The following is a 26,047-nucleotide window of genomic DNA, read 5'->3' as shown; positions in this document are numbered from 1 at the left end:
CTGCGGGAGGGGAGAGTGTTACAACATCCCCAGTTCGAGCTTCGCCTCATCGGACATTTTCTGCGGGTCCCATGGCGGATCCCAGACCAGGTTGACCTGCGCGTCGCCGACGCCGGGCACCGCGCCGACGCGCAGTTCGACTTCGCCCGGCATGGACTCGGCGACCGGGCAGTGCGGCGTGGTCAGCGTCATGGTGACGACGGCATGGCCGTCCTCCGTCACGTCGACGCCGTAGACGAGGCCCAGATCATAGATATTGACCGGAATTTCCGGGTCGTAGATTTCCTTGAGCGCATCGATGATCGCGTCGTAGAGGCTGCCGCCCGGCTCGCCCTTCGGCGTTTCCGTCGGCTTGGCGTTCAGGAAACCGTCCAGATAGTCACGCTGGCGCGGTTCTTCCACGCGCGCCTTGGGTGGGGTCTCCACCGCCGCGACCTCTTCCACCAAAATCTTGCGTTCCTCGGTCATCCGAAGATCTTCCTCACTCGTTCAATCCCTTTGACCAGCGCGTCCACGTCGCCCTCGTCGCTATAGATGCCGAAGCTGGCCCGCGCGGTCGCCTCGACGCCCAGATGGCGCATCAGCGGCTGCGCGCAATGATGCCCCGCCCTGATGGCCACGCCCGTTTCGTCCAATATGGTGCCGACATCGTGCGGATGAACCCCCTCGACCTCGAAAGAGAGGATTCCCGCGCTATCCTGCGGCCCGAAGACGCGGACGCTGTTGAGGCTTTCCAGCGCGGTCCGCGCCTTTCCGACCAAAGCGCATTCATGGGCGTGGATCGCGTCGAGCCCGATGGCCTGCACATAGTCGATCGCCGCCGACAGGCCGACGACGCCCGTGATATGCGGCGTGCCCGCTTCGAACCGCGTCGGCGCGGGGGCATAGGTGGTTTTTTCGAACGTCACCTTGTCGATCATCGACCCGCCCCCCTGATAGGGAGGCATGGCGTCCAGCAGTTCCTTCCGCCCCCAGAGCGCGCCGATGCCGGTCGGCCCGTAGAGCTTGTGCGCGGAAAAGACGTAGAAGTCGCAGTCCAGCGCCTGCACGTCGACGGCGAGGCGCGGCACGGCCTGACAGCCATCGATCAGGATCTTGGCGCCGACGCTGTGCGCGATGTCGGCGGCGCGGCGGACGTCGAGCACGCTGCCCAGCACGTTCGACACATGGGCCAGCGCAACCATCCTGTGCGCCGGGGTGATCATCGCAGCCATGGCGTCGAGGTCGATCCTGCCGTCGGCCGTTAACGGCACCACGTCGATCTGCGCGCCGACTTTCTCGGCCACGATCTGCCAGGGGACGATATTGCTGTGATGTTCCAGCATCGAGAGCAGGATGCGGTCGCCGGCTTTGAGCTGCGTCCCCGCCCAGCTTTGCGCGACGAGGTTGATGCCCTCGGTCGCGCCGCGGACATAGACGATTTCGCTGTCCGACTGCGCGCCGATGAAGCTGGCGACCTTCCGCCGCGCCGCTTCATAGGCGAGCGTCATATTGGCGGAACGCTCATAGACGCCGCGATGGACGGTGGCGTAGTCCGGCCCATAGGCGCGGGCGATCGCGTCGATCACCGCATGGGGCTTCTGCGCGGTGGCGGCGCTGTCGAGATAATGCCAGTTGCCCCCCTCACTATTCAAAAGACCGGGGAAGTCGTCGCGCAATCGCAGCGCCTGGGCGAGGTCGTTCATACCAGTGCCTCCAGCTTGGCGAGGGCGGCGGCTTCAAGGCCGTCCTTGACCGCTTCATCCGCCACATCGTCGAACACGCCCGCGACGAAGGCCTTCAGCAGCAGCGTCTTGGCCGTCGCCGGGTCCATGCCGCGGCTGGCCATGTAGAACAGCGCCTGCCTGTCCAGTTCGCCTACGGTCGCGCCATGGGCGCATTTCACATCGTCGGCGTAGATTTCCAGCTCCGGCTTGGCATTGGCCGTGGCGGTGCGGTCCAGCAGCATGGCCTTGACCGACTGGAAGGCGTCGGTGCGCTGCGCGTCGCGAGCGACGTTGATGCTGCCCAGATAGCTGCCGGTGGCGCGTTGGCCCAGGATGGAGCGGATGGTCTGGCCGCTGGTCGAGTCCGGCTCCGCATGGGTAACGGCGGTGACGATCTCCAGCACCTGATCGCCGCCGCCGATGATCGCGCCGTTCAGTTCGAAATGGCTGCCCTTGCCCAGGGTGACGGCGAAGGTCACGCGGCCCAGTTTCCCACCGATATTGAGGACATGGAAATCGCAGCGCGCGCCGTCCGCGATGTCGATGACATAATCATGCACTGCGGCCGCGCCGTCGGCTGCGTCCTGCAACAGATGGTGGCGCGCGCTTTCCCCGGCGGCGACATCGATCCGCGTCGGCGCCGGGGTCGGCCAGATGGCGGCCAGCGCGTCGAGGTCGCTGTAGCGCCATTCCTCGGCCTTGCGCGTGGGAAGGGTGAGCGCGTTCATTCGATAGACCCGTTCGGACCGAGCCTGTCGGAGCCCAGTCCTTTCTTCGAGGAAAAATAAGGCCGTTGGCTATTGCCGCCCTCCGGGTCGACAGGCTCAGGACGAACGGAACCGGGAAGCATCATGCCGCAACCACCTCGGCATAGCCTTCGCGCTCCAGTTCCAGCGCCAGTTCGGGACCGCCCGATTTCACGATCCGTCCCGCCGCCAGCACATGCACGAAGTCCGGCTTCACATAGTCGAGCAGGCGCTGATAATGGGTGATGAGCAGCACCGCCTTGTCGGGCCTGCGCATGATGGCGTTGATGCCCGCGCCCACGATCTTGAGCGCGTCGATGTCCAGGCCGGAGTCGGTCTCGTCCAGTATCGCCAGCCTGGGGTCGAGAATGCCCATCTGCACCATTTCGGCGCGCTTCTTCTCGCCGCCCGAAAAGCCGACATTCACCGGGCGCTTCAGCATCTCCATGTCGAGGCCCAGCAGAGCCGCCTTTTCCTTGGCGAGCTTGATGAACTCGCCGCCCGACAGCGGTTCCTCGCCCCGCGCCTTGCGCTGCGAATTGAGGCTCTCGCGCAGGAATTGCAGGTTGGAGACGCCCGGAATCTCGACCGGATATTGGAAACCGAGGAACAGGCCAGCGGCGGCGCGCTCATGCGGTTCCATCTCGAACAGGTCCGCGCCCTCGAAGGTCGCGGTGCCGCCGGTGACCTCATAATGGGGGCGGCCCCCCAGCGTATAGGCCAGCGTCGACTTGCCCGCGCCGTTCGGTCCCATGATCGCGTGGATCTCGCCCGCCCTGATGGAGAGCGACAGGCCTTTCAGGATCGCCTTGCCGTCGATTTCGTTGGTGAGATTGTCGATCGTCAGCATCTTTTATCCCTTATGCGCGCGCTGGAGCGTCCGCGCTGTCCAGAAGGCCATGTCCCGCACATCGCCCGGCGCGGGGAACAGCGTGTCGATATGCCGCTTGATGGGCATATAGGGCCACCAGTCGGCGCCGGGTTCGGGCGCGCCCTTTTCCAGCACGCCGGTCACGAACTCCGTCACCGGACCCATGCGGGCGAGATTGGGGGCCTTGGCCTTGTGGAAGGCCTTGTCGGTCCTGAGGCGCTCGGTAAAGGCGGCGTCGCCCTTGTCCAGTGCGGCGCGGCATTCGGCCTGATAGGCGTCGAGGTCGCCAAAATCCTTGGCGGCGCGGGCCTGAAGCTCGCCCTCTTCCAGCTCATAATCTTCGGTCAGGATGCGGATCGCGGCGGTCCATGCCTGACCGTTACCGACATCCTCCGCGAAATCCGCGAGGGCGTCCTGAATATCGTCTTCGTCGCTCAAGAGTCCTGGTCCTCTAAAAGCCCCTCCCCTTCAGGGGAGGGGTTGGGGTGGGGGCTGGCCCAACGATCCGGCGCCTGTTCAAGCGCGCCGAAGATCGCGGCACAAACCCCTTCGATATTCTGCATCACGTCATGGTTGGCGATACGGATGATGCGGTAGCCCAATGCGTTCAGCGTCGTATCGCGCGCCTTGTCCTCTTCTGCCCTATGCGTATCGCCATCGACTTCGACGATCAGCGCCTTTTGCGAGCAGAGGAAGTCGACGATGAAGGGACCGATCACGGACTGACGGCGGAATTTATAGCCGCCGAGCTGCGAGCGGGAGAGTTTTGCCCAGAGGCGCTTTTCCGGTTCGGTGGGTTCGCGGCGCATTTCGCGAGCAAAACCATCCGGATGAGCGAGGCGCCCAGCCGATAGCCCCCACCCCCGGCCCCTCCCCTGAAGGGGAGGGGAGTTTAGACGGCTTGCCTGATCGAGAGGCGTCAACTCCCTCAACCGACCGACCCCTCCAGCGAAATGCCCAGCAGCTTCTGCGCCTCGACGGCGAACTCCATCGGGAGTTGTTGCAGCACTTCGCGCGCGAAGCCGTTGACGATCAGGCTGACCGCCGCTTCCTGGTCCAGCCCGCGCTGCATCGCGTAGAAAAGCTGGTCGTCGCTGATCTTGCTGGTCGTCGCCTCATGCTCGATCTGCGCCGAGGGGTTGCGCACCTCGATATAGGGCACGGTATGCGCGCCGCACTGGTCGCCCAGCAGCAGGCTGTCGCACTGGGTGAAGTTGCGCACGCCCTCCGCGCCCGGCGCGACGCGCACCAGCCCGCGATAGGTGTTGTTCGACCGCCCGGCGCTGATCCCCTTGGACACGATGGTCGAACGCGACCCCTTGCCGTTGTGGATCATCTTGGTGCCGGTGTCGGCCTGCTGCAGATTGTTGGTCAGCGCCACAGAGTAGAACTCGCCCACGCTATTCTCGCCGTTCAGCACGCAGCTTGGATATTTCCAGGTGATGGCGGAGCCGGTTTCCACCTGAGTCCAGCTCACCTTCGAGTTGCGGCCCTGGCAGAGCGCCCGCTTGGTCACGAAATTATAGATGCCGCCCTTGCCGTTCTCGTCGCCGGGGTACCAGTTCTGGACGGTTGAATATTTGATCTCCGCATCGTCCAGCGCGACCAGTTCCACGACCGCCGCATGAAGCTGATTCTCGTCGCGCATCGGGGCGGTGCAGCCTTCGAGATAGGAGACGTAGCTCCCCTCATCCGCGACGATCAGCGTGCGTTCGAACTGGCCCGTATTCTCCGCATTGATGCGGAAATAGGTGGAAAGCTCCATCGGGCAGCGCACGCCCTTGGGGATGTAGACGAAGGTGCCGTCGGAGAAGACCGCGCAGTTGAGCGTCGCGAAATAATTGTCGTGCATCGGCACGACCTTGCCCAGCCACTTCTTCACAAGGTCCGGATATTCGCGCACCGCCTCGCTGATCGAGCGGAAGATGACGCCCGCTTCCTCCAGCTCCTTGCGGAAGGTGGTGGCGACCGAGACGCTGTCGAACACCGCGTCGACGGCGACCTTGCGGCTGTTCTTCACCCCCGCCAGCACTTCCTGCTCGGCAATGGGGATGCCCAGCTTCTCATAGGTGGCGCGAATTTCCGGATCGAGTTCGTCCAGCGACTCCAGTTCCGCCTTCTTCTTCGGCTCGGCGTAATAATAGGCGTCCTGATAGTCGATCGGCGGGATGTTGAGCTTGGCCCAGTCCGGCGCTTCCATCTGCCGCCACATGGCGAACGCCTTCAGCCGCCATTCCAGCAGCCATTCGGGCTCCTGCTTCTTGGCGGAGATGAAGCGGACCGTATCCTCGTTCAGCCCCTTGGGCGCGAAGTCCTGCTCGATGGCGGAGGACCAGCCATGTTCGTAGGTGGAGGCGCGATCGGCGGCCTCCTGCGCTTCGAGGTTGCGAACGGTGGTGGCTTCTTCGGTCATAGCGTCTGCTCTGCAACTCGTTTCTCGACTTCGCCCGAAACGAACGGAGGCGGGGTGACTTCTCTGGCGAGGCTTGCGATGGTGACGGCGGCGAGCGCCGACCGGATCGCATTGTTCGCCACATTCATGTGCGGACGGACGCGGCAGTCCTGCTCCAGCGAGCAGTCATGCGCGCCCATTTCGGTGCAGGCGGTCATGGCGATGGGGCCTTCCACCGCCTCCACCACATCGGCCAGGGTGATCGCGGCGGGAGGGCGGCTGAGGCGCACGCCGCCGCCGGTCCCCCGGCTCGATTCGAGCAGTCCGGCGGCCGACAGGCGGCTCACCAGCTTCTGCGCGGTGGGCAGGGGAATGCCGGTTTCGGCGGAGAGCGTGGTCGCGTTCATCTTCACATATTTGTTGGTCGCAGGGTCAAGCCCAGCGCCCGCTCCGCAATGGCGGGCGGCGGCGGACATCAGCACCACGGCATAATCTGCGAAACTCGAAAGCCTCATGACCCTGCGTCTTGCGAACCATTCTCAAATCGGATCGAATCAATCCGATTGCGCATGTGGTCCCGCCCGCGCCCGGAATCAAGGCATTTTTGCTTGGGACGAAGGCTTAGCTGAAACGGTTGATCACGGCCACGTCTCCGCCCAGCGAACGGCGCAGCAGGGTGAGTTGCGCCACGGCGCTGGGTTCGGTCTGCAACTGATGCGGGGTCAGGCCGATGAAATGCTTGATCTCCCGAATGAAATGCGACTGGTCGTAGAAACGCCCGTCGTCGCACAGCGCCTGCCAGCTTTCATGATCCAGCGCGATCCGCGCGCTGCATCGGAGCGCCCGATATTTGCGCGCCAGCAGCTTGGGCGGGCAGCCATAATATTTGTTGGTGAGCCGGGCGAGCTGGCGCGGCGAGAGGCCGGTGATGTCGGCCAGCGTCTCGATCCGCGGGGACCCTTCGCCCATCAGCCAGCCATCCACCGCCTCCAGCAGACGCCATGTCGATTCCGGCAGCGGGACCAGCCTTTCCGACAGGAAGGACCAGCAAAGCGCCGCCATCCCCTCCGCATCGTCGGTGGCGCGGAGCTGGTCGAGCAAATCGCGGTAGCCGCCAAGATGCGCCATTTCCTGCACGCGATCCGTGAGCGTGCTGGCATCCCCCCCATGCAGGGCGATCCATCCCGCCGGCAGCAGCGAAATGCCGACCACCCGGCCCGGCCCCGTCAGTTCGAAGCGGGTCGCGCCCATGGTCGGACCCAAAAGGCAGACTTCGGGCGTCGGCAACATCGTTCCGTCGTGGAAATGATAATTGCCGCTATTGTCCAGCATGAAGCGAAGTTGCGGTACGTCGGCGCGTGTCACATCCGAATAATGTTCGGCCGTTTCGGTAAAGATATAAAGCGAACCGAAATAGGCGTTGAGTTGTTCGGGCGGCGCGAAATAGCGCAACCGAACCGGTCCCTGTGCCGCGTCGACGGTATAGGACAGCGGCGCATGACCATCTCTTGCCGTGATATTCGACGCCCCCCCGGGCGCCCCGCCTTTATGCGACCGCATATTTCACCCCAGCACGCAATATGCGCCATCGGGGTGAAGGTGCAAGGGCTATGCTTGACGGGATGCCACTTTCCGTCTTGTCCGGAGACGATTGAACGGGGGTTCCTGTAAAAACGACCCGGCGGTTTTCACCGCCGGGTCAGGAAAAGGTCTCGTCAGCCATATGGCCTAGAGCCTTCGGGTCGCAGGACTCTCTTACGTCCGAATCGGGGAAATTTTATTGGATGGATCGGACATCGGCCGGACCAAAACGGGACGAATCCACGGAATCTTGTTAAGAAATGCCGTTCCTTCCTTACTGTTGCCGCGTTGCAACAGCGACTCGACGCCGGCCGTCCGCGCTGGCATAGCGCGGCCATGTCGTACCGCCTGATCCGCCCCCTGTTTTTCGCTCTGGACGCCGAGCGCGCCCATCATCTGTCCATCAAGATGCTGCGCCTGATGCCGGTGCCGCCTGCGCTGGAACCCGATTCGATGCTGGCGCAGACCGTGGCGGGCATCGCCTTTCCCAATCCGGTGGGCCTGGCGGCGGGTTATGACAAGGAAGGACTGATCGCGCACAAGATGCACGGGCTGGGCTTCGGCTTTGCCGAGTTGGGGACGCTGACCCCCCTGCCCCAGCAGGGCAATCCCCTGCCCCGGCTGTTCCGCCTGGCGGAGGATCGGGCGGTGATCAACCGCATGGGCTTCAACAATGGCGGCCAGGCGGCGGCGGCGGAACGGATCGCCAAGCGCAGGCGGCCGGGCGGCCCCGTCATCGGCATCAACATCGGCGCCAACAAGGATGCGGCCGACCGGATCGCGGACTATGCCACCGGCGTCACCTGCATGGCCCCGCTGGCCGATTATCTGACGGTCAATATCTCCTCCCCCAACACGCCGGGATTGCGCGCGCTTCAGGACCGGGCGGCGCTGGACCAGTTGCTGGGCGCGGTCATGGCGGCGCGGGGGGCGAATCGGACGCCGGTCTTCCTGAAGGTGGCCCCGGACCTGGAGCCCGCCGATGTGGAGGATATTGCCGCCGCCTGCATCGACCACCGGATCGACGCGCTGATCGTGTCCAACACCACCATTTCCCGGCCGTCGCTGCAGTCTCCGCTGGCGGGGGAGGCTGGCGGCCTGTCCGGCGCGCCGCTGCACGATCTGGCGCTGCAAAGGCTGCGCGACTTCCGCCGGGCGCTGGGCACGCGGCTGCCGCTGATCGGCGTGGGCGGGATCGCCACGGCGGACCAGGCCTATGCCCGCATCCGGGCGGGGGCCAGCCTGATCCAGCTCTACAGCGCGCTGGTCTATGAGGGGCCTTATCTCGCCCGCCGGATCAATGCCGGGATCAAGGCGCTGATGGCGCGCGACGGCGTGGGGAATATCAGCGAGATAGTGGGTATCGACGCCTGATCCGTCCTATGGGTTGCGAACCGCAACGCAGCGACTAGGGTGCCGGACATGACTTTTCGCCTTTCCGGCCTGCTGGCTGCCTTCACCCTTCATGCCCTTTCCCCCTCTCCGCTCGCCGCGCGGGAGCCGGTCGCGGTCAACGCCACCGTGTCCGCCGCCGATCCCCGGGCGGCGGAGGCGGGGCAGGAAATATTGCGCAAGGGCGGCAGCGCCACCGACGCCGCCATCGCCATGATGCTGACGCTGAATGTCGTGGAGCCGCATAATAGCGGCATCGGCGGCGGCGGATTCCTGATGCATCATGACGGGCGGACCGGCGTGCTAGAATCGATCGACGGGCGGGAGACGGCTCCCGCGGCGGCGCGGCCCGACCGTTTCATGGGGGCGGACGGCCAGCCCCTCTCCTTCCGCGAAGCCTGGCCGGGCGGCTATTCCGTCGGCGTGCCCGGCAATGTCCGCCTTGCCTGGGACGCGCATCGCAAATGGGGCAAGCTGCCCTGGGCCGAACTGTTCCAGCCCGCCATCCGCTTTGCCGAACAGGGATTCGAGGTGCGCCAGCGGCTCGACACGGCGATGAAAGCGGTTGCCCCGGTCTGGGCCGATTTTCCGGAGATCCAGAAATATTTCTGGATCGACGGCAAGCCGGCGCCGATGGGCACGATCCTCAAGAATCCGCCGCTTGCCGCGCTGTTCAAGCGGATCGCGGCGGAGGGACCGGATGCCTTCTATCGGGGCGACAATGCCCGGATGATGGCCGAAACCGTCACAAACGCGCCGAAAAACCCGGTGCCGATGACGGAGGCCGACCTCGCCGTCTATCGGGCGAAGCCGCGCAAGCCCGTCTGCGGCCCCTATCGCGCCTATACGGTCTGCGGCATGGGGCCCGCCTCGGCGGGCGGCATCACCGTCCTGCAGGTGCTGGGCATGGTGGAGCGATTCCCGCTGGCGCAATGGGGCAAGGACGATCCCCGGTCCTGGCATGTCATCGGGGAGGCGATGCGGCTCGCCTATGCCGACCGGGACACCTGGCTGGGCGACCCGGAATTCGTGTCCGTGCCCATCGCGGGGCTGATCGATCCCGGCTATCTGAAGCAGCGTTCGGCGCTGATCGGCATGGGCAGGGCGCTGAACGACTATCGCCCCGGCACGCCCCCGGGCGCGGAGAAGCGCACCGCCGCCCGGCCTCAGCCGGAATCGGGCACCAGCCATTTCGTCGCGGTGGACCGCAATGGCGATATTGCCGCCTGGACCTCCACCATAGAGAGCTTCTTCGGCAGCCAGCTCGTCGCCAATGGCGTGATCCTGAACAATGAACTGACCGATTTCAGCTTCACCCCCCAAAAGGACGGCGCGCCGGTCGCCAACCGGGTCGAGCCGGGCAAGCGGCCGCTGTCGTCCATGTCGCCCACCATCGTCTATGATGCGGCGGGAACCCCGGTCTTCACCATCGGGGCGGCGGGCGGCAGGACCATCATCATGCAGGTCGCCAAGGCGCTGATCGCGCATTTCGACTGGGGGATGTCGGCGCAGGATTCGATCGCCCTGGGATTCCTGTTCTTCGACCGGGACGGTCTGGTCGTGGAACAGGGCACGTCGCTGGAGGGCATGAAGGCGCCGTTGGAGAAGCTGGGGCACAAGGTATCGGTCAGCCGCTTCGGCCTGAAGGCCAATGCGGCGGAGCGGACGGCGGACGGCCATTGGGTCGGCGGCGCCGATCCGCGCAGCCCGGGCGTGTCGTTGCAGGAGTGACGCCCCTTCGGCGCACCCTGTTCGCGCGCGGGAGCATGGTGCTCCGGGCAGGCTACCCCTTCAAATCCAGGCCGGCGACGTTGAACTGGAAGGGGAAGACCTTGTCCTTCGGCCCGACCACCAGGTTCACCTTGATCGTCCGGCTGTCCTTGATCGCGTCATAGGCCCCGGCGGCGGGCAGGACTTCGATACCGTCCTTGTTCTCGGTCATCCGGCCCTTCCATTCATGGGTCTTGCCGTCTTCCGTGACCGCCGTGACCTTGCAGTCCGACAGGTCGCAGGTGAAGGGCGCGCCGACCAGCTTGACCGTCACATCCGCCCCGCCCTCCTGCATGGGCTGGACCAGCAGCACGCCGAAGGTGTCGGCCGCGGTCATGGTCTGGACCGCATTGGCGCTGCCGATATAGGCGACCTTGGGCTTTCCGCCCTCGCCGCCCTCATATTTCCAGACCTGCCCGATCTGGTCGCGCTGCGTCGGTCCCTTGTCCTCGGAAGATGAGCAGGCCGCGATCAGCCCCAGGGCGGCAAGCACCGCTATCGATCGCATCGCGTTTCTCCTTCTGTCCGTTTCGTTGTCGGAAGGAGAACGCATGGCCCCTGCGGGGTTTCCCTCCGCTCAGCTATAGCGGGCTGCGGTTTCCCGGATCAGCGCGATCATGTTGGGAATGCCCTGCGTCCGATTGGAACTCAACTGGTTGCGCAGGTCGAACGGCGCCAGCGCGCCTTCGATGTCCGTGGCGGCGATGGCCGCGGGCGGCTGGTCCTGCACGGTGAGGAGGACGAGCGCGATGATCCCCTTGGTGATCGCCGCATTGCTGTCCGCCAGGAAGTGGAGCCGTCCCCCGCCGGCAGAACCGGCGTCGATCACGGTCGGATAGACCCAGACCGCCGCCGAGCAGCCCCGGACCAGCGTGGCGTCGGTCTTGAGCGCGTCGGGCATCGGCTCCAGCGCCTTGCCCAGATCGATCAGCAGGCGATAGCGGTCGTCGGCATCGAGAAATTCATATTCTTCGACCAGATCGGCAAGGACGGGCAATTGGGTCATGGCCGCCCATATAGGGGTAAAATCGGGCGGGGGAAGGCGGTTTCCGCTGCTGCTCCGTCCCCCTTGAGGCAGGTTGGAGAGCCAGACGGAGCAAACCGGTTGGCCTGTCCGGGAAGGATGGAAGCGACTGCGCCGCCATCGCGTCCGCCCTCTGCCCCCGCCCCTGCCCCCGCCCCCCTCGCGGGAGGGGGAGCATCGGATTTTCAGAGGTCCACGCCCGCGGCGATCGCTTCCAGCTTGCGGATGCGTTCCTTGAGGTCGGCCACCTCGATCCGCGTCGCGGTGGAGGGTGGTGCTGCCTCGTCCGTTCCGCGGGCGAGTTCCGCGCGCTTCAGGTCCAGCCAGCCATTCCATCCCCGCAGGGCGGTGGCGGCGACGATGGCGAGTCCGGTCAGACCCGCGACCGCCAATGTCAAAGTGATGAGGGGGTCCTGCATATCGTCCTCCCTGTGATGGTGGGCCGCGTCAGTCGCGATCCCGGAGCTTGTCGAATTCGCGGTCCAGCGCGGTGCTGCTGTCCGTGGCCAGCCGTTCCAGCACGGCGACCCGGTCCTTCAGCGCCTTCACCTCCGCACGGAGCCGTTCGGCTTCCGGATCGGGTCCGCGCTGGACCAGTTCCTCGCCCTTGTGGCGGCGGACGATGCCATATTTGGCGCGAACGACGCTGGCGATTGCCGCTATGGCGACGATGGCGACGACCATTTCGAACGGATTCATGACTTTTTTCCCTTGCTGAGCGTGGGGCCCTTCAGTTGGCGGGGCCGCGCAGGCGCTCGATTTCCCTGTTCAATGCGTGACTTTCATCGGTGACGATGCGCTCGACCACGGCCAGCCTGTCCTTCATCGATCCGAGTTCGGCACGAAGCTGGGCGTTTTCCTGGGTCAGCAGGCTGATCCGTTCCATCGCCTCATTGCCCGCCCGGGGATAGACGGCCTGGCCCCAGGCCCCATCCAACGGATAACCATGCTTGATCCGCAGCCAGGTGGTAAAGATCCATCAGCCCACACCGATCCCGGTACAGATCGCGATCAGCGGCGCGAGTTGCGCGAACATCGCGAATTGTTCCGACATGGCAAACCTCCCTCATTCCGCTCCCCATGGGCGCGGCCCATCAGATGTTGGATTTCTCAGACAAATTGGCCGGCTTTTCGACAGGCTCCCAAGCCCGTTCGATAAACGGCGTAGGCGATGCGATTCCGTCAGCGCAGGCTGTCGATCTCATCCGCCAGCCGGGTGTTGCGGCTGGTATAGTAGGTTTCGATGTCGGCCAGGCGCCGGTCGATGTCGCGAAACTTGGACCGCACGTCGCGGGTGGAGCGCGCCGGATTGGTGCGCACGCCCTGCCAGAATTTCTGGTCGTCGCGGTCGGCATAGAGGCCCAGCGGCTTGTTCTCGGCAAAATAGGCGACGACGAAATAGGCGATCAGCGTCCAGGGAAAGGCCCCCATCAGCGTCACCAGCACGGCGCCGACCCGGACCCACAGCACGTCGATCCCCGTATAGTCGGCAATGCCGGCGCAGACGCCCATCCATTTGCCGTTCTGCTTGTCGAGATAGAATTTGGTGCGACGGGCAGCCATCTCAATTCCTCCTGTCGGGATTTTGGCGTTCGGGATATGGGCGGTCGAACTCATAGCCATCGTCCTGCGACGGACGGGCGGGGCGGAAATCGGGGTTGTCGGCGGCGACGATCCGTTCGACCGTCTGCAGCCGCTCCTCCAGCCGCCGGGCGAGCAGGTGAAGCTCGTCCAGCAGCTTCTCGTCCTCATCGGTGATCTTGGGCGCCTGCTTCCACTTGGTGACATAGTGGAAGATCAGCCAGGGCATGCCGATGAACAGCATGCCGCAGATCATGATGGGCAGGAACACGTCCTCCATGCGTCACTCTCCCTTGTTCATGGACGCCTTGAGCGCGGCCAGTTCGGCATCGACCTTGTCGCTGGCCTTCAGCTCGGCAATCTCTTCCTCCAGCGTCTTGGGCTGGGCGCCAAGGCCCATGGCGTCCGCGCGGCCTTCGGCCATGTCGACCCGCCGTTCCAGCATGTCGAAGCGGGCGAAGGCGTCGTTCACCTTCTCGCCGGCATAGGCTTCGCGGACGCGCAGGCGATTCTGGGCGCTTTCCATGCGGGTCACAAGGCTGTTCTGGCGGGCGCGCGCCTCGCGCAGCTTGGCCTGGAGCTTTGCGATGTCCTCTTCGGAGGCGCGCAGCGCTTCGTCCAGCACCCCGATCTCATGGGAAAGCTGCTCCGCCATGTCGGCTGCCTTCTGCTTTTCCACCAGCGCGGCCTTGGCAAGGTCTTCGCGGTCCTTGCTGAGCGCGAGCTGGGCCTTTTCCGTCCAGCTGTCCTGCAGGCCCTGAAGCTTGGCGATGTGGCGCCGCATTTCCTTCTGATCGGCAATGGTGCGGGCAGCAGAGGCGCGCACCTCGACCAGCGTCTCCTCCATTTCGAGGATGATCATGCGGATCATCTTCGCCGGGTCTTCCGCCCGGTCGAGCAGGTCGGTGACATTGGCGGCGATGATGTCGCGGGTGCGGGAGAAAATACCCATTTGAACTTCACTCCTGGTACGAACTTGTTAGGCAGGCCTTACGCCAGATAGTGCAAGGCTGCGGGGCATTCCTTGTTCGCGAGCATCGGGATTTCGCTGGCGCGGGCCGGGCCTACCGCCGAAAGGATCAGGGTCGATCCGAACAGGACGGAGGCGATGGCGACGGACAGGAACTGGCCGATTTCGCGAACGCTGTTGCTTTGCTTTTCCATGATAAACTCCTGAACCTTGGCCTTCGTCGATGTGCCGCTTGATGCGTCAGCGGCTTCGCTTTCCGACTTTGCAGAAGCCGTGCCAATTTGCGGAAATGGCGGAATTTCGCGGTTTTTTACGATTGTCCGAATATTGGGCTTGCCGAAAGATGGGAAATTTCACCATAAGTTGGGGATGGAGAAAAATACCCAGTTCGTCGGCCAGTCGCTGGCCTTTCTGGATGCGGTCGAGCAGGCCGGGCGGGCGGCAGAACTCAACCGGCCGGTCCTGGTCATCGGCGAACGCGGGACCGGCAAGGAACTGATCGCCGAGCGCCTTCACCACCTCTCGCCGCGCTGGGACGAACCGCTGATCGTCATGAACTGCGCGGCCCTGCCCGAAACGCTGATCGAGGCGGAACTGTTCGGCCATGAACAGGGCGCCTTCACCGGCGCGGCGCGGGCACGGGCGGGGCGGTTCGAGGAAGCCGATGGCGGCACGCTGTTTCTGGACGAGCTGGGCACGCTGTCCATGGCGGCGCAGGAGCGGCTGCTGCGGGTCATCGAATATGGCGAGGTGACGCGGATCGGGGCGTCAAAGCCCATGACCGTCGACGTGCGGATCGTCGCGGCGACCAATGAGGATTTGCCCGCCGCCGCCGATGCCGGGCGGTTCCGGCCCGACCTGCTGGACCGGCTGAGCTTCGAGGTGATCACCCTGCCGCCGCTGCGGGCGCGGGAGGGGGATGTCGCGGTGCTGGCCGATCATTTCGGGCGGCGCATGGCGGCGGAGATCGGCTGGCCGCAATGGCCGGGCTTTTCTGCCGCCTGCATGGCCGAACTGGAGGCGCATGACTGGCCCGGCAATGTGCGCGAGCTGCGCAATGTGGTGGAACGGGCCGTCTATCGCTGGAATGAGCCCGGGCGGCCGGTCGCGGCGATCGTGTTCGATCCCTTCGCCTCGCCATGGAAGCCCAAGGCGTTGATGCCGGCAAGGGTGGAGGCGGAGGCGGGTCCGTCAGCCGTCCAGATAGCGAACGGCCATGACGCGATCACCGACCTCAAATCCGCCGTCGATGCGCATGAGGCCGCCATCGTGAGGGCGGCGCTGGAGCGCTACCGCTACAACCAGCGCGCGACGGCGAAGGGATTGGGGCTGACCTATGACCAGCTTCGCCATTGCATGAAGAAACATGGGTTGAGCGCGGGGTAGGGAAAACATGCTCCTGCGAAGGCAGGAGCACTCAATCTTCCACGTCTTCCTTAACGCGTCGGCACCGGCTCCGCGCCCGAATAATCGTAAAAGCCCTTGCCGGTCTTCCGCCCGAGCCAGCCCGCCTCGACATATTTCACCAGCAGCGGCGCGGGGCGATATTTGGGATCGCCGGTCGTGTTCTGCAGCACCTTGCAGATTTCCAGGCAGGTATCCAGGCCGATGAAATCCGCCAGCGTCAGCGGACCCATGGGATGGTTGAGGCCCAGCATCGCGCCCTTGTCGATGTCGACCACGCTGCCCACGCCCTCGCCCAGCGCGAACACCGCCTCGTTGAGCATCGGCAGCAGGATGCGGTTCACCACGAAGCCCGGCGCGTCGAAGGCATGGACGACCTGTTTGCCCAGGCTGGCGGCGAAGCCCTCCACCGCGCTCACCGTCTCCGCGCTGGTGGCGAGGCCGCAAATGACCTCGACCAGCGCCATGACCGGCACCGGGTTGAAGAAATGCACGCCCACGAAGCGCCCCGCGTCGGGCGCCGCCTGCGCCAGCCGGGTGATCGGGATGGAGGAGGTGTTGGAGGCGAGGATCGCATCGCCGGCCAGCAGGGCGCCGACATTGGCGAAGATCGAACGCTTGATCTCTTCCCGCTCGGTCGCGGCTTCGATCACCAGCTGGCAGGCGGCCAGCGGCGCGACTTCGCCCACCGGCGTGATCCGGGCGATGGCGGCGTCGGCGTCGGCCTGCGCCAGCTTGCCCTTTTCCACAGCCTTTGCGAGTTGACGGATGATGCCGTCGCGGCCCTTCTGCGCGCGGGGCAGGTCGATGTCGGACAGGATCACCTCATAGCCCGCCTGCGCCGCCACCTGCGCGATGCCCGCGCCCATCTGGCCCGCGCCGATCACGCCCACGGTCCGAATATCCGTCATTGCCGAAACCCTCCTGCACTGAATCCTGTTCGCCGTCCCCGTAGCGCCATGGCAGGCGGGCCGCCAGAGCTTCCGCACGGGCGAAAGCGGACGGAAAGCCCCGGACGGTCGGCGGAGCGCTGATCTTTCTGTGATTTCCCGCTTTGCGCCGCGCCTGCTTGATGGTTAAAAGCCCCGGCATGTCCGTTTCAGACCTGCTGCCCGCGCCGGCGACCGGAAGGTTCATTGCCGCCGTGCATCACTTCCCGCTGCGCGTCTATTTCGAGGACACCGATCTGTCCGGCCTCGTCTATCACGCCAATTATCTGCGCTATATGGAGCGGGCGCGGTCGGACATGCTGCGCATCGCGGGGATCGACCAGCGCGGCAATCTGGAGGGGGGAGAGGGCGTCTATGCCGTCACCGACCTTCAGCTCCATTACCGCCGCCCCGCCAGGCTGGACGATGACCTGATGGTCGTGAGCCGCGTCACCAAAGTCGGCGCCGCTTCATGTTCCATTCATCAGACGGTCATGCGCGATAGGGAAATACTGACGCAAGGCGATGTTTCCGTCGCCTTCCTGACGCCCCAGGGCCGCCCGCGCCGGCAACCCAAGCCCTGGACCGACATTTTCAGCCGTTTGATGAGAGGGGAAGACATCAACCCATGAGCCTTTCGATGCCCGACGTTGGCCTTGCGGTCGGCAATGCCGCGCAAGCCGCCACCATTTCGCCGCTGGCCCTGTTCCTTCAGGCCGACATCGTCGTGAAGGTGGTGATGCTGGGCCTGCTGCTGGCCAGCATCTGGACCTGGGCGATGATCATCGGCTTCAGCTTCACCCTGCGCAAGGCGAGCTGGCAGAGCCGGGCGTTCGAGCAGGATTTCTGGAAGGCGGAGGATATAGACCGCTTCTACGAAGCCCGCGGCAAGGCGGAATTCCCCGCCGCCAGGGTGATGGCCGCAGGCGTCACCGAATGGCGCCGCTCCACCGCGCAGAAGGTGATCGACCGGGAGGGCACCCGCGACCGGCTGTCGACCGCCATGTCCAGCACCATCGCGGCGGAGGTCGACCGCCTGTCGGACCGGCTGAACATCCTGGCCACCATCGGGTCGGTCGCGCCCTTCGTCGGGCTGTTCGGCACGGTATGGGGCATCATGCGGGCCTTCACCAGCATCGCGGCGGAGCAGAACAGCAGCCTGGCGGTCGTGGCGCCGGGCATTGCGGAGGCGCTGTTCGCCACCGCCATCGGCCTGTTCGCGGCAATCCCGGCGGTGATCGCCTACAACCGCTTCAGCCATGGCATCAACCGGATGGAATCGGGGCTGACGCGCTTTGCCGACGGCTTCTATTCGACGCTGAGCCGCGAGCTGGAGGCGCAGCGGTGACGGGTGAAAGAGGAGCGCGCTGATGGCCATGTCCGGACCTCCCTCCGGCCGGCGCGGCCGTCACCGCGCGCCGATGGCGGACATCAACGTCACGCCGCTGGTCGACGTCATGCTGGTGCTGCTGATCATCTTCATGGTGACGGCGCCGCTGCTGGTCACGGGCGTGCCGGTGAACCTGCCCGAAACCCGCGCCAAGGGGCTGGACCAGGACCAGAAGCCGACCGTGGTGTCGATCGATCGCGACGGCGGGGTCTTCATCGACGACGCGCAGATCAGCGACGCCGAACTGCCCGGCCGCCTGGCCGAGATCATGTCCGCCAACGCCGGCAAGGCCGAACCGCCGCAGATCTTCCTGCGCGCCGACAAGGGACTGGACTATGGCCGGGTGATGCTGGTCATGGGCGAGCTGAACCGGGCGGGACTCAACAAGGTCGCGCTGGTCAGCACCGGTTCCGAAGGCGGTTCCGCTGTCAGCAGCGGTTCAGAATAGGGGCCATAGGTCGTGGCGATGGATCGCGCAGAGAAAATCGGCCTTGGCGTGGCGACGGCGGGACATGTCCTGCTGTTCGGCCTGCTGTCGTCCGGCTTTCTGGCCACTCCCAACCCCCTGAAGCTCAATTCGCCGCCCATGGACGTCAGCCTGGTGGATGAGGTGGCGCTGAAGTCGACGGCGCCGCAGGTGTCGACCCAGCCGCCCCCGCCCAGCGTTGCACCGGAGCAGGGCCCGACCGAGGATGCCGCGCCTGCGCCGGAACCCGAGCCGGCGCCGCAGCCCGAGCCGACCCCGGCGCGGCCGGCTCCCCGGCCCGCGCCGCCCAAGCCGGTGGCAAAGCCGGCGCCGCCCAAGCCCGCGCCCGCTCCGCCGAAGAAGGATATGCCCGCCGCCAAGCCGAAGCCCAAGCCGGCGGCGGAAAAACCCGCCCCCGCCAAGTCCAAGCCTGCGCCGGAAAAACCCAAGCCAGCCGCCGCCGCGCCCGCCAAGGCATCGCAGAAGCCCGCCGCCAGGCCCAGGTCCGACGCGCCCGCCCGCGCTTCGGGACAGGGCAAGGCGGACAAGCCCAAGGGATCGCTGCTGGGCAAGGATTTCCTGAAGGGCATCGACACCGAGGATGACGCGCCGCGCAAGCCCGCGCCGCCGCCCGCCGCCGCCATGGGTCCCGCGCAGAAGGCCGCGCTGGACGCGGAAATCCGCCGCCAGCTCAAGCCCTATTGGAAATCCCCCAGCGGCGCGGACATCGAGCAGCTTCGCACCTTCGTCGACGTGCAGCTTGCCCGCGACGGTTCGCTCGCGGGGCAGCCGCAGGTCGTCAACACCACCGGCATCACCGCCAGCAACCGCACGCAGGTGACGCTGCATCAGGAACTGGCGGTGAAGGCGATCCGCCTGGCCGCGCCGTTCAAGCTGCCGCCCGCTCTTTATGATGGCTGGAAATCCCTCCGCATCTCCTTCGACAAGAGGCTATCGCAATGACCCGACCCTTCAGGACAGGAAAGGCCCGAGCCATGTTCGGCGCCACGCTGGGGGCGCTGCTGCTGGCGTTCGCGCCCGCCGCTTCCGCGCAGCTCAGCGTCGATGTGACGGACGAATCCTCCTCCAACCTCAAGATCGTCGTCCCCGCGCTGCCGGCGCAGGCGGAAGTCTCCACGCCCGCAGGCGGTTCCACCGAACTGGGCCGCAAGATCGCGGAGGTGATCGCCGCCGACCTCAAGGGGTCGGGCCTGTTCGATCCCTCTGGCCCCGGCGGCATCCCGACCATCGCCTTTCCCGAAGTCACCAATCCCGCCTACGATAAATGGGGCGCCTATCAGGCGCTGGTGCAGGGCTTCGTCCGCACCACCGGGGGCGAGGCGGACATCACCGTCGGCTGCTATCTCTACGACGTGGCGCTGAAGCAGGAACTGACGCGGCAGGGCTATGTCGTCGCGCCCCGCGACTGGCGGCGGGCCGCGCATAAATGCGCCGATGCCATCTATGCGCGCCTGTCGGGGGAAAGCCCCTTCTTCGACAGCCGAATCGCCTATATCGCGGAAAGTGGTCCCAAGGGGAACCGCACCAAGCGCCTCGCCATCATGGATTCGGACGGCGCGAACCACCGTTTCATCACCAATGGCCAGTCGATCGCGCTGACGCCGCGCTTTTCGCCCGACTACAAGTCGATCGTCTATGTGAGCTATCTGAACAACCGGGTCCGCATCTATGTCTATGACATCGGCACGGGACGGCAGCGGCTGGTGACGGAAAGCAACAATCCGACCTTCGCGCCGCGCTGGTCGCCCGACGGCCGCAACATCCTCTTTTCCATGGCGATCGCCGGCAATACGGACATCTATCGCGTTTCGGCCAGCGGCGGCGCGCCCGTGCGCCTGACCACGGCGCCGGGCATCGATGTCGGCGGCAGCTATTCGCCCGACGGCCGCCAGATCGTCTTCGAAAGCGACCGCTCCGGCAGCCAGCAGATCTACGTCATGAACGCAGACGGTTCGGGCCAGCGCCGGATCAGCCATGGCGGCGGCCGCTATGCGACGCCCGAATGGAGCCCGCGCGGCGACCTGATCGCCTTCACCAAGATTTCGGGCGACTTCAAGATCGCGGTCATGACGCCGACCGGCGACAATGAGCGCATCCTGACCAATGGCTGGCAGGATGAGCAGCCGAGCTGGTCGCCCAATGGCCGGGTGCTGCAATATTTCCGCACCACGCCGGGCCGGGAGGGCAGCAGCCAGGTGTGGCAGGTCGACCTGACCGGGGTGAATGAACGGCGGATTCCGACGCCGCTCAGCGGTTCCGATCCGGCCTGGGGGCCCTTGCTGCCCTGATATGCGCGGCCATCCCACTCAGGGCGGACTGCCCACGCTCCCGATCTGCATCATATCGGAACCGAATCGTCCCGACTGCGTAACGACTTTCAGACCATGTTGAGGAGCAACCCGATGAAACTATCCCGTCCCCTGCTGATGGCGACCGCCGTCATAGCCCTTGCCGCCTGTTCCAAGAAGCCGCCGCAGGAACTGCCGCCTGCCCCCGGCGGCGACGGTTCGGCCCAGACCGGCGGACCGGCGACGCCTTCGGGCCCGGTCAAGGGCAGCCAGGAGGATTTCGTGGCTTCCGTCTCGTCGGACCGCATCCTGTTCGACACCGACCAATATGATGTCGACGCGCAGGATCAGCAGATACTGCAGAGCCAGGCCGCTTGGCTGCAACAGAACCCCAATGTCCGCGTGACCATAGAGGGTCATGCCGACGAGCGCGGCACCCGCGACTATAATATCGCCTTGGGCGAGCGCCGCGCCAATGCGGCGAAGAACTATCTCGCGTCGCTGGGCATCGACGCTGGCCGCATCACCACCGTCAGCTATGGCAAGGAACGTCCCGCCGCCCTGGGTTCGGACGAAGCGGCCTGGGCGCAGAACCGCCGCGCGGTGACGGTCACCGTCCAATATTGATCCCGTGAAGCATTGGAGTCCCAACAGCTCCATGACCCGCCGGTCCCCAGGATCGGCGGGTGTTCTTTTCCCCTTTGAATGGCAGCCAGTTCCCGCGCAGGAGCATGTTGCGCTTTGATCTGGTCAAACCAGCTTACGACCAGCCACCGCCGAGAGCGAGGAAGATGGCGATCTGGTCCTGCACCAACTGCACCCGCGCCGCCGCCGCCGAAGCCTCCGCATTGGCGAGCGAGCGTTGCGCGTCCAGCAGGGACAGGAAATCGCCGCGTCCGAAGCGGAACAGCTTGCCCGCCTGCGCCGCCGAAACGCCTGCGCTGTCCCGCGCCCGGTCGAGCGCGGCCGTCTGTTCGGCATGGCGGCGGTAGCTTTCCAGCGCCGTTTCCGTCTGCCGCAAAGCCTCCAGCACGGTCCCGTCGAAACGAGCCAGATCGGCCTGTACCTGCGCATCGGCCTGCGCGATCCGCGCCCTGACGACAGGCCGGTTGGGGAAGCTCCAGCTCAGCAGCGGTCCCAGGCTCATGCCGAAGCTGGTGCCCGAACCGAAGCTTTTGAGCGGTCCGGCGAGCCCCAGCGATCCGCCGATGCTGACCTGCGGATAGAGGTCCGCGGTCGCCACCCCGACGCGGGCGGTGTCGGCGGCGATGCTGCGTTCCGCCTGCCGGATGTCGGGCCGCCGCCGGATCAGCGCCGCGCCGTCGCCCACGGGCATGGGCGCGTTCAGCGCCGGCAGCGTCGCGCAGCCCTCCACTTCCCTGGGATAATCCGCGGGCGATCGCCCCAGCAACGTCGCCAGCAGATAGAGTCCGCTCTGCCGCTGTGCATCGAAGGCGGGAAGGCTCGCCTCGCTGGCGTCGACCGCCGCCTGCGCCCGGCTGACGTCGAAGGCGGTGCCGCGCCCGCCCCTGAACAGCCGCTGGGTGGCATTGAGCGTCTCCCGTTGAAGCGCGACGACGCGCCGGTTGACGGTCAGCGAATAATTGGCGGCGCAGACCTGCGCATAGGCCCTGGCCGTGGCGGCCGCCACGCTGACCCGCACATAGTCGCGCGCCGCCACGACCGTTTCCAGGTCGGCGGTGCTCGCCTCTATCGCGCGCCTGATCCGGCCGTTGAGGTCGAGCGGATAGGGGTGACTACACGAAAGTGACGCATCCGCACGCTAAGCGCGAACGTATGGTGAACGTTACGCGGCGAGCAACGAACTGATGGCGCGCAGTGGCCGCAGGACATCCGGATCGGGCCGATCTTCAACATTCCAGCTATAGTCGCCGGTGAGCGAGATATGTTCCCAGCCCAATGGCGCGACGTGACGTGCGATTTCGTCGGGCGTGCCGATATCAGCCAGCGCCACTTCGAGATAGCGGGTGTTCCACAGGATGATGGCGGCGACGAGCAGGTTGAGGCCGGAGGCGCGATAGGTCTGGTTCTCGAACCGCCGATCACGCAATTCGCCGAGCTGGTTGAAGAAGAGCGCGCGTGCGAGCGCGTTGCGGGCCTCGCCCTTGTTGAGGCCCGCCTGGGTACGCCGGCGCAGATCAATGTCGCGCAGCCAGTCGAGCATGAAGATCGAGCGTTCGAGGCGGCCCAGCTCGCGCATCGCGAGGGCCAGTCCGTTCTGTCGCGGATAGGCGGACAGGCGGCGAAGCATCGCCGAAGCGGTGGCGGTGCCGGTGCGTATCGATGTGGCGAACCGCAGCAGTTCATCCCAATGCGCCGCGACATGACCCAATGCGATCGGTTCGGCCGTCATGCCGGCAAGCAAGGGGCCGGCTTCCTGGCCGGGAAGGAGGTGCAAACGACGCTGCTTGATGTCGCGCAGGCGCGGCGCGAAGCGGTAGCCGAAGAAGGGCATAAGGCCGAACACATGGTCCGATGCACCGCCTGTATCGGTGTAGTGCTCCTCGATTGTCAGGCCGGTCTGCTGATACAGCAAGCCATCCAGCACATAGGGAGCTTCGCCGGCGGTCGCCGCGATTACCCGGGTCGCGAAGGGGTCATATCGATCCGAGACATGGGTGTAGAAGGCAACGCCCGGTTCGTTGCCGCTGCGCGCGTTGATGTCGCCGATTGCGGCGCCACGGCCCCCGGCATGGAATTGCTGTCCGTCGCTCGACGAGGTGGTGCCGTCTCCCCACAGCGCGGCGAGCGGCATGGCGCGATGGGCGTCGATCAGCCTTCCCAGCGCTTCACCATAGGCGGCCTCGCTGATGTGCCAGTCGTGGAGATGGGCGAGCTGGCGCAGGCTTGCGCCTCGGCAGGTTTCCGCCATGCGTGTGAGGCCGAGATTGATGCCATCGGCAAGGATGACGGTGAGCAGCGCATTGCGGTCGTCGGCCTCCCGGCCCGAACGCCGATGGATGAAGCATTCGCTGAACCCGGTCCAGGCATCGACCTCAAGCAGGAGATCGGTGATCTTCACGCGCGGCAGTCGGTCATAGGCAGCGCGACGGGCAATCTCGGTGGCGGGTGGCGTTGCCGCTTTCAGCGGCGAGATGATAAGGCCGCTTTCGTCAAGCCTGACCTGGGGCAGCTCGCCCTGTCGGGCGAGGACCGTCACCTGTTCGATCGCCGTGTCGAGCCTGGCGCGCCTTTCCTCGATATGACGATCGAAGTCCGTTTCGATGGCGAGCGGCAACGGCCCCTTCTCGCGAAGCGCGTCGAAGGTGGCCGGCGGGATGAGGTAGCTATCGAAATCGCGGAACTGGCGGCTTCCCGAGACCCATATGTCTCCCGCTCGCAACCGCTCCCGTAGCTGGGACAAGGCGCATAGTTCATAGGCGGCGCGATCGACGATGCCGTCCCGCAGGACGAACGGCCGCCATGCGGAGGGCACAAAGCGCAGCGGCACGCGATCAGGCAAGCGCCGTTTGCCGGTCCGGTATAGCTCCGCGATGATGGTAAGCGCCGACAGGAGTCCCTGCACCGCACCGGCGCCGCGAAATTCGAAGGTGTTGAGAAAGGCACCGGCAAAGAGCTTCACCGTGCGATGCCGCTCGATCAATTCAGCGGTGCGATCGACGGTTTCCGGTCGCCCGAGTACTTCGGCCCGCGCGACCGCCACGGCGAAGCGCTGCCAATCCAGCGCCTCGATCTGCGCCAGAGAGTCCACACCGTTGGTGCGCGCTTCGATGAGAATGCGGCAAGACCCTGTGAGCGTCCGGAGATGGCCTTGCAACTCGCGCACCGTCTTGAGGGCTTTGTCACGGGTCCGGTTCTCGGCGCGACGCGACATGCTGCCCAACAGCTTGTCGAACATCGTCAGGGTGGCATCGGTCAGGCTTTCCTCAAGACGGATGCCCTGCGCCGCCAGCGTCGCATGGCGGCGCAGGGCATTGAGTTCGCCAAGGTGCTGGGGTGTGATCCGGCTGCCTTCGTCCGCCAGCCTGTCAAAAGTCAAAGCCGGGATCATGTCGGCACGGGCGCGATCGAGATCCAGCGCGCGGATATGAGTGAGCCGTTCGATCAGGCGTAGGATGTTGCGCGCTGCCGGCGACTGTGGTGCATTGCGCAGCCAGGATAGCCATGTCGCGGCTTGCCCTGTTCGTCGGGCCAGCAGATCGTCCAGCCCCTGCAGCGTATCGGGCCGCAGGCCGTTCGTGAGCACTTCATAGGTAAGCTGTTCGGCCTGCTGGCGAGCACGCCGGAGTACCGCTTCGAGAACCGATGAAGAAGGCAGGAGGATCTGCCGGCGCCGAAGTTCGTCAACGATGACCCCCGCCATCTGGCCGGGGTGGACGATGGTCTGTGCGATCGGGATCGAGAATGCGACAACTTCGTGGAAAGCCTTGCGGTCGAAAATCCTGAACCCGTGCGATCGTCGGATTTCAACGAGATGTTCGCGACGGGTCTGGTCCCGATGGGCATAGTCCGCGAAGGCTTCGGGCGCGACGCCGAGTTGCTGCGCCACATAGGCGAGCACAGGAGCGGGCGGGACTTCACCCGCTTCCAGCGCACGGCCAGGCCATCTCATATAGAGTAGGAGCATCGCGTAGCCGAGCCGGGTGGCATCGCCGCGACGGCGGCCGACAATTTCCAGGTCGTCACCGGTCAGCGTATAGTGCCGCGCAATCTCGCGCTCATCGAGCGGCGCGCCATAATGCCCTGCCCAGATTTCCGCGCTCACCAGTCGCCGTCTCGCCAAGCACTATCTCCTTCCGCGTCCTTGTCCGTCAGACGGTCCTCTGGCGGCCAGCAGGAATATGTCCGTTAACTCTGGACCTATAACGGCGATTCGGACAAGATCAGATAATGATGGGAAAACGGACAGGATTGGGCTGCATGTGGCGTTGATCGGCTATGCGCGCGTCTCGACGGCAGACCAGAAGCTCTCACTCCAGCTCGACGCGCTGAACGCGGCCGGGTGCGACCGGATATTCGACGATCACGCATCTGGTGCAAAAGCCGATCGGCCCGGCCTGGCCGAGGCGCTCGCCTATCTGCGCAGCGGCGACACGCTGGTGGTTTGGAAACTCGACCGTCTTGGGCGCTCGATGAGCCATCTGATTGAGAAGGTCGGCGAGCTAGCGACGCGAGGTATCGGGTTCCGCTCGCTCACCGAGAACATCGACACCACCACTTCGGGCGGGATGCTGGTGTTCAACATCTTCGGCTCGCTTGCCCAGTTTGAGCGCGATCTGATCCGGGAGCGCACCCATGCAGGCCTCAAGGCCGCTCGCGAGCGAGGTCGCCCCGGTGGGCGGCGGCCAGTGGTCACACCTGACAAGCTCCGCAAGGCGCGCGAACATATCGCTTCCGGCCTCACAGTTCGCGAGGCCGCCGCGCGCCTCAAGATCGGCAAAACCGCCCTCTACAAAGCCCTCGAAGCCACGGAGAAGAACACAAAGTCCCAGCGTTCCCGGTCCGTTCGCTCTTAGCGTGCAGATAAGTCACTT

The 26,047-nt window shown here is 65.4% G+C and carries 29 protein-coding genes and 2 pseudogenes; 10 read left to right on the top strand and 21 right to left on the bottom strand.

Features of this window, described 5'->3' with window-relative positions:
* Positions 1-18 precede the first annotated feature (18 nt).
* From H5V43_RS14685 to H5V43_RS14645, 9 genes are all read right to left on the bottom strand, one after another.
* Positions 19-468 carry an SUF system Fe-S cluster assembly protein gene (locus H5V43_RS14685; RefSeq protein WP_025549777.1) on the bottom strand — a complete coding sequence of 150 codons (450 nt, stop codon included), beginning with the start codon at positions 466-468 and terminating at the stop codon, positions 19-21.
* Positions 465-1,685: a cysteine desulfurase gene (locus tag H5V43_RS14680; RefSeq protein ID WP_025549778.1), complete on the bottom strand. Its 1,221-nt coding sequence runs from the start codon at positions 1,683-1,685 to the stop codon at positions 465-467. The genes H5V43_RS14685 and H5V43_RS14680 overlap by 4 nt, the downstream gene beginning before the upstream one ends.
* Positions 1,682-2,434, bottom strand: coding sequence for a SufD family Fe-S cluster assembly protein (locus H5V43_RS14675; RefSeq protein ID WP_025549779.1), 753 nt, complete (start codon positions 2,432-2,434; stop codon positions 1,682-1,684). Before H5V43_RS14675 ends, H5V43_RS14680 begins: the two co-directional genes overlap by 4 nt.
* Before the next feature lie 121 nt (positions 2,435-2,555).
* On the bottom strand, positions 2,556-3,302 hold the full coding sequence (sufC, locus tag H5V43_RS14670; protein ID WP_025549780.1) for a Fe-S cluster assembly ATPase SufC: 747 nt from the start codon (positions 3,300-3,302) through the stop codon (positions 2,556-2,558).
* 3 nt (positions 3,303-3,305) lie between these two features.
* The gene (locus tag H5V43_RS14665) at positions 3,306-3,761 is read right to left on the bottom strand and encodes a hypothetical protein (protein ID WP_025549781.1); all 456 of its coding nucleotides are present in this window, start codon (positions 3,759-3,761) and stop codon (positions 3,306-3,308) included.
* Complete coding sequence (locus H5V43_RS14660) at positions 3,758-4,132, bottom strand: endonuclease domain-containing protein (RefSeq protein ID WP_099185405.1); 375 nt, start codon at positions 4,130-4,132, stop codon at positions 3,758-3,760. The genes H5V43_RS14665 and H5V43_RS14660 overlap by 4 nt, the downstream gene beginning before the upstream one ends.
* 119 nt (positions 4,133-4,251) lie before the next feature.
* Positions 4,252-5,736 (bottom strand): Fe-S cluster assembly protein SufB, encoded by a 1,485-nt coding sequence (gene sufB / locus H5V43_RS14655; RefSeq protein ID WP_025549782.1) that lies wholly within the window; start codon positions 5,734-5,736, stop codon positions 4,252-4,254.
* A complete protein-coding gene (locus H5V43_RS14650) occupies positions 5,733-6,230 on the bottom strand; it encodes an RrF2 family transcriptional regulator (protein ID WP_025549783.1) in 498 nt (165 codons plus the stop codon). The genes sufB and H5V43_RS14650 overlap by 4 nt, the downstream gene beginning before the upstream one ends.
* Before the next feature lie 106 nt (positions 6,231-6,336).
* Positions 6,337-7,167, bottom strand: a complete 831-nt coding sequence (locus H5V43_RS14645) for a helix-turn-helix domain-containing protein (RefSeq protein ID WP_037483008.1) — start codon at positions 7,165-7,167, stop codon at positions 6,337-6,339.
* 465 nt (positions 7,168-7,632) lie between these two features.
* On the opposite strand from H5V43_RS14645, the gene H5V43_RS14640 reads away from it, so the two are divergent.
* Positions 7,633-8,670: a quinone-dependent dihydroorotate dehydrogenase gene (locus H5V43_RS14640; protein ID WP_025549785.1), complete on the top strand. Its 1,038-nt coding sequence runs from the start codon at positions 7,633-7,635 to the stop codon at positions 8,668-8,670.
* A gap of 48 nt (positions 8,671-8,718) precedes the next feature.
* Positions 8,719-10,419, top strand: coding sequence for a gamma-glutamyltransferase (gene ggt / locus H5V43_RS14635; protein WP_025549786.1), 1,701 nt, complete (start codon positions 8,719-8,721; stop codon positions 10,417-10,419).
* A gap of 52 nt (positions 10,420-10,471) precedes the next feature.
* Here the strand turns inward: ggt and H5V43_RS14630 are convergent, their stop codons facing one another.
* The 9 genes and pseudogenes from H5V43_RS14630 to H5V43_RS14590 form a co-directional block, all read right to left on the bottom strand.
* Positions 10,472-10,966, bottom strand: coding sequence for a hypothetical protein (locus tag H5V43_RS14630; RefSeq protein WP_025549787.1), 495 nt, complete (start codon positions 10,964-10,966; stop codon positions 10,472-10,474).
* Positions 10,967-11,035: 69 nt separating this feature from the next.
* Positions 11,036-11,464 (bottom strand): SufE family protein, encoded by a 429-nt coding sequence (locus tag H5V43_RS14625; RefSeq protein WP_025549788.1) that lies wholly within the window; start codon positions 11,462-11,464, stop codon positions 11,036-11,038.
* Between the two features lie 203 nt (positions 11,465-11,667).
* Complete coding sequence (locus H5V43_RS14620; RefSeq protein WP_025549789.1) at positions 11,668-11,901, bottom strand: hypothetical protein; 234 nt, start codon at positions 11,899-11,901, stop codon at positions 11,668-11,670.
* Positions 11,902-11,929: 28 nt separating this feature from the next.
* On the bottom strand, positions 11,930-12,181 hold the full coding sequence (locus tag H5V43_RS14615) for a hypothetical protein (RefSeq protein ID WP_025549790.1): 252 nt from the start codon (positions 12,179-12,181) through the stop codon (positions 11,930-11,932).
* A gap of 31 nt (positions 12,182-12,212) precedes the next feature.
* Positions 12,213-12,461, bottom strand: a pseudogene (locus H5V43_RS14610) (hypothetical protein); the annotation flags it as partial.
* 203 nt (positions 12,462-12,664) lie between these two features.
* The gene (gene pspC, locus H5V43_RS14605) at positions 12,665-13,045 is read right to left on the bottom strand and encodes an envelope stress response membrane protein PspC (RefSeq protein WP_025549791.1); all 381 of its coding nucleotides are present in this window, start codon (positions 13,043-13,045) and stop codon (positions 12,665-12,667) included.
* A 1-nt stretch (position 13,046) separates the two neighbouring features.
* Complete coding sequence (gene pspB, locus H5V43_RS14600) at positions 13,047-13,343, bottom strand: envelope stress response membrane protein PspB (protein ID WP_025549792.1); 297 nt, start codon at positions 13,341-13,343, stop codon at positions 13,047-13,049.
* A gap of 3 nt (positions 13,344-13,346) precedes the next feature.
* Positions 13,347-14,015: a phage shock protein PspA gene (gene pspA / locus H5V43_RS14595; RefSeq protein ID WP_025549793.1), complete on the bottom strand. Its 669-nt coding sequence runs from the start codon at positions 14,013-14,015 to the stop codon at positions 13,347-13,349.
* Between the two features lie 38 nt (positions 14,016-14,053).
* On the bottom strand, positions 14,054-14,227 hold the full coding sequence (locus H5V43_RS14590; RefSeq protein WP_165363315.1) for a hypothetical protein: 174 nt from the start codon (positions 14,225-14,227) through the stop codon (positions 14,054-14,056).
* 175 nt (positions 14,228-14,402) lie between these two features.
* On the opposite strand from H5V43_RS14590, the gene pspF reads away from it, so the two are divergent.
* On the top strand, positions 14,403-15,419 hold the full coding sequence (gene pspF / locus H5V43_RS14585; RefSeq protein WP_025549794.1) for a phage shock protein operon transcriptional activator: 1,017 nt from the start codon (positions 14,403-14,405) through the stop codon (positions 15,417-15,419).
* Between the two features lie 50 nt (positions 15,420-15,469).
* Here the strand turns inward: pspF and H5V43_RS14580 are convergent, their stop codons facing one another.
* Positions 15,470-16,348: a 3-hydroxybutyryl-CoA dehydrogenase gene (locus H5V43_RS14580; protein WP_099185407.1), complete on the bottom strand. Its 879-nt coding sequence runs from the start codon at positions 16,346-16,348 to the stop codon at positions 15,470-15,472.
* Between the two features lie 179 nt (positions 16,349-16,527).
* Between H5V43_RS14580 and H5V43_RS14575 the strand changes: the two genes are divergently transcribed.
* From H5V43_RS14575 to pal, 6 genes are all read left to right on the top strand, one after another.
* On the top strand, positions 16,528-16,998 hold the full coding sequence (locus tag H5V43_RS14575) for a YbgC/FadM family acyl-CoA thioesterase (RefSeq protein WP_025549795.1): 471 nt from the start codon (positions 16,528-16,530) through the stop codon (positions 16,996-16,998).
* Positions 16,995-17,714, top strand: a complete 720-nt coding sequence (tolQ, locus tag H5V43_RS14570) for a protein TolQ (protein ID WP_025549796.1) — start codon at positions 16,995-16,997, stop codon at positions 17,712-17,714. The genes H5V43_RS14575 and tolQ overlap by 4 nt, the downstream gene beginning before the upstream one ends.
* Positions 17,715-17,736: 22 nt before the next feature.
* On the top strand, positions 17,737-18,204 hold the full coding sequence (gene tolR, locus H5V43_RS14565) for a protein TolR (protein ID WP_025549797.1): 468 nt from the start codon (positions 17,737-17,739) through the stop codon (positions 18,202-18,204).
* A gap of 18 nt (positions 18,205-18,222) precedes the next feature.
* Complete coding sequence (locus tag H5V43_RS14560) at positions 18,223-19,185, top strand: cell envelope integrity/translocation protein TolA (RefSeq protein WP_025549798.1); 963 nt, start codon at positions 18,223-18,225, stop codon at positions 19,183-19,185.
* Positions 19,186-19,217: 32 nt separating this feature from the next.
* Positions 19,218-20,531: a Tol-Pal system beta propeller repeat protein TolB gene (gene tolB / locus H5V43_RS14555; RefSeq protein ID WP_044660422.1), complete on the top strand. Its 1,314-nt coding sequence runs from the start codon at positions 19,218-19,220 to the stop codon at positions 20,529-20,531.
* 114 nt (positions 20,532-20,645) lie between these two features.
* Positions 20,646-21,158 (top strand): peptidoglycan-associated lipoprotein Pal, encoded by a 513-nt coding sequence (pal, locus tag H5V43_RS14550; protein WP_044660423.1) that lies wholly within the window; start codon positions 20,646-20,648, stop codon positions 21,156-21,158.
* Positions 21,159-21,291: 133 nt separating this feature from the next.
* On the opposite strand, the pseudogene H5V43_RS14545 reads toward pal, so the two are convergent.
* Together H5V43_RS14545 and H5V43_RS14540 are read right to left on the bottom strand one after the other, a co-directional pair.
* Positions 21,292-22,299 (bottom strand): annotated as a pseudogene (locus H5V43_RS14545) (TolC family protein); the annotation flags it as partial.
* Positions 22,300-22,338: 39 nt separating this feature from the next.
* Complete coding sequence (locus H5V43_RS14540; protein WP_011627729.1) at positions 22,339-25,296, bottom strand: Tn3 family transposase; 2,958 nt, start codon at positions 25,294-25,296, stop codon at positions 22,339-22,341.
* A gap of 139 nt (positions 25,297-25,435) precedes the next feature.
* Here H5V43_RS14540 and H5V43_RS14535 point away from each other — a divergent pair, with 139 nt between their 5' ends.
* Entirely contained in the window at positions 25,436-26,029 is a 594-nt protein-coding gene (locus H5V43_RS14535) for a recombinase family protein (RefSeq protein ID WP_013039114.1), read from the top strand.
* The last annotated feature ends 18 nt before the right edge of the window (positions 26,030-26,047 follow it).

Source organism: Sphingobium fuliginis, assembly GCF_015074805.1.
GTDB lineage: Bacteria > Pseudomonadota > Alphaproteobacteria > Sphingomonadales > Sphingomonadaceae > Sphingobium > Sphingobium fuliginis.
The sequence above is the reverse complement of the archived record's forward strand: the minus strand, read 5'-3'. Positions and strand labels throughout refer to the sequence as shown.